Genomic DNA, 2193 nt, shown 5'->3' with positions numbered 1-2193 from the left:
CTTCGTCCTCTCCGACCACGCGGACTGGCCGAGCCTCCTGCGCACCGTGAAGGACACGGGCGCCTCGCGCGTGCTCGCCACCCACGGCTACAGCGAGGTGCTCGCGCGCTACCTGCGCGAGCACGAGGGCCTCGACGCGGCACCCCTCGCCACTCCCTTCGAGGGCGAGACGGACGAGACGGAGGGCTGACGCGTGCGGCGACTGGCGGACCTCTACGACGCGCTCGACTCCACCACCTCCACCAACGCCAAGGTGGACGCGCTGGTGGCCTACTTCCACGAGACGCCCGCCGAGGACGCCGCGTGGGGACTCTTCTTCCTCACCGGCCGCCGCCTCAAGCGGCTCGTGCCCCCCAAGGCCCTGCGCGACTGGGTCCGCGAGCTCACCGGCACCCCCGAGTGGCTCTTCGACGAGGCCTACGCCCAGGTGGGCGACCTCGCCGAGATGATCGCCCTCCTGCTCGACCAGGCCGAGACCCCTCCCCAGCCCGAGGAGCTGCCCCTGTCCCGCTGGCTGGAGGAGCGGCTGCTGCCCCTCGCCGGCCTCTCCACCGCCGAGCAGCGCGAGCGCGTCACCGGCTGGTGGCACGTGCTCCCCCGCCGCGAGCTGTTCCTCTTCAACAAGATGCTCACCGGAGAGCTGCGCGTCGGCGTCTCGGACACGCTCGTCGTTCGCGCCCTGGCCCAGCGCGCGGGGCTTCCTCCCGCCGCCGTCTCCCATCGGCTGATGGGCACCTGGGCCCCCTCGCGCGCCTTCTTCGAGCAGCTCCTCGCCCCGGATGTCTCCGATGGGGACCGCTCGCGCCCCTATCCCTTCTACCTCGCCAGCCCCCTGGAGCAGCCCGTCGAGCAGCTCGGGGAGCGCGGTGACTGGCTCGTCGAGTGGAAGTGGGACGGCATCCGCGGGCAGCTCATCCGCCGTCAGGGGGGTGTCTACCTGTGGAGCCGCGGCGAGGAGCTCATCACCGAGCGCTTCCCGGAGATCGCCGAGGCCGCCGCCTCCCTCCCGGATGGCACCGTGCTCGATGGGGAGGTGCTCGCCTACGCCGACGCGCAGCCCCTTCCCTTCAGCCTCCTCCAGCGCCGCATCGGTCGGCAGAAGCTCACCGCCAAGGTGCTCGCCGAGGCCCCCGCCGCCTTCATGGTGTATGACCTGCTCGAACAGGACGGGCAGGACGTGCGCTCGGTTCCCCTTCGCGAGCGCCGCGCCCGGCTCGAGGCGCTGCTGCGCGACCGGCCCCTGTTCCCCGTGTCCCCCTCCGTCGACGCGTCCTCGTGGGAGGGTCTCGCCCAGGTCCGCCATGAGTCCCGTGCTCGCAACGTCGAGGGCTTCATGATCAAGCGGCTCGAGTCCACCTACCAGCACGGCCGCAAGCGCGGCGATTGGTGGAAGTGGAAGATCGACCCCTTCACCGTGGATGCCATTCTTCTCTACGCGCATCCCGGGCACGGACGGCGCGCCTCTCTGTATACGGACTACACCTTCGCTGTCTGGAATGGAGAGGAGTTGCTCCCCATCGCCAAGGCGTACTCGGGGCTCACCGACGAGGAGATTGGTCGACTGGACCGGTGGATTCGAGCCCATACGCGGGAGAAGTTCGGGCCCGTCCGCTCCGTCGAGCCCCTCCAGGTCTTCGAGCTGCACTTCGAGGGCATCGCCGCCTCTCCCCGGCACAAGTCTGGGATTGCCTTGCGGTTCCCTCGCATCGCCCGGTGGCGCGTGGACAAGGCGCCCCAGGACGCGGACTCGCTCGACCGGTTGAAGGAGCTGCTCCATGTCCCCGCGTAGGCCCGCTCGGGGTGCGAGACGGGCCCGTGTTCCCTCCCCCCCGTCCCCTCTCCCGGGGGGAGAGGGCGAGGTGCTCCTCTCCTGGTTTCGGGCGCGAGGGTGGGAGCCGTTTCCCTTTCAGCGCCAGGCCTGGGACGCGTACGCCCGGGGCGAGAGTGGTCTCATTCACGTCCCCACCGGCGCTGGGAAGACCTACGCCGCCTATATCGGCCCCCTCGCCGACGTCGCCCACCACCGACAGAAGGGGCTCCAAATCCTCTACATCACGCCCCTGCGCGCCATCTCCCGGGACATCGAGCTCGCGCTCAATGCCCCCCTCGTCGCCCTCGAGACCGACCTCACCGTGGAGAGCCGCACCGGGGACACCTCTTCCTCCGTGCGCCGACGTCAGCGCGACCGGCTCC

Annotated in this window: 2 protein-coding genes and 1 pseudogene; all 3 read left to right on the top strand. The window is 70.6% G+C overall.

The genetic code is table 11. The annotated features are described in order from the left end of the window. A pseudogene (locus tag VF794_RS12180) lies at positions 1-190 on the top strand (DNA ligase-associated DEXH box helicase); the annotation flags it as partial. Between the two features lie 3 nt (positions 191-193). Continuing rightward, the gene (locus VF794_RS12175; RefSeq protein WP_331109906.1) at positions 194-1789 is read left to right on the top strand and encodes an ATP-dependent DNA ligase; all 1596 of its coding nucleotides are present in this window, start codon (positions 194-196) and stop codon (positions 1787-1789) included. A 70-nt stretch (positions 1790-1859) separates the two neighbouring features. After that, a partial coding sequence (locus VF794_RS12170; RefSeq protein ID WP_331109904.1) for a DEAD/DEAH box helicase occupies positions 1860-2193 on the top strand: 334 nt, incomplete at its 3' end.

It is taken from the genome of Archangium sp. (assembly GCF_036389735.1).
In the GTDB taxonomy this organism is placed as follows: Bacteria; Myxococcota; Myxococcia; order Myxococcales; family Myxococcaceae; genus Archangium.
Note: the sequence above shows the minus strand (reverse complement) of the source record. Positions and strands in the feature narration are given on the sequence as shown.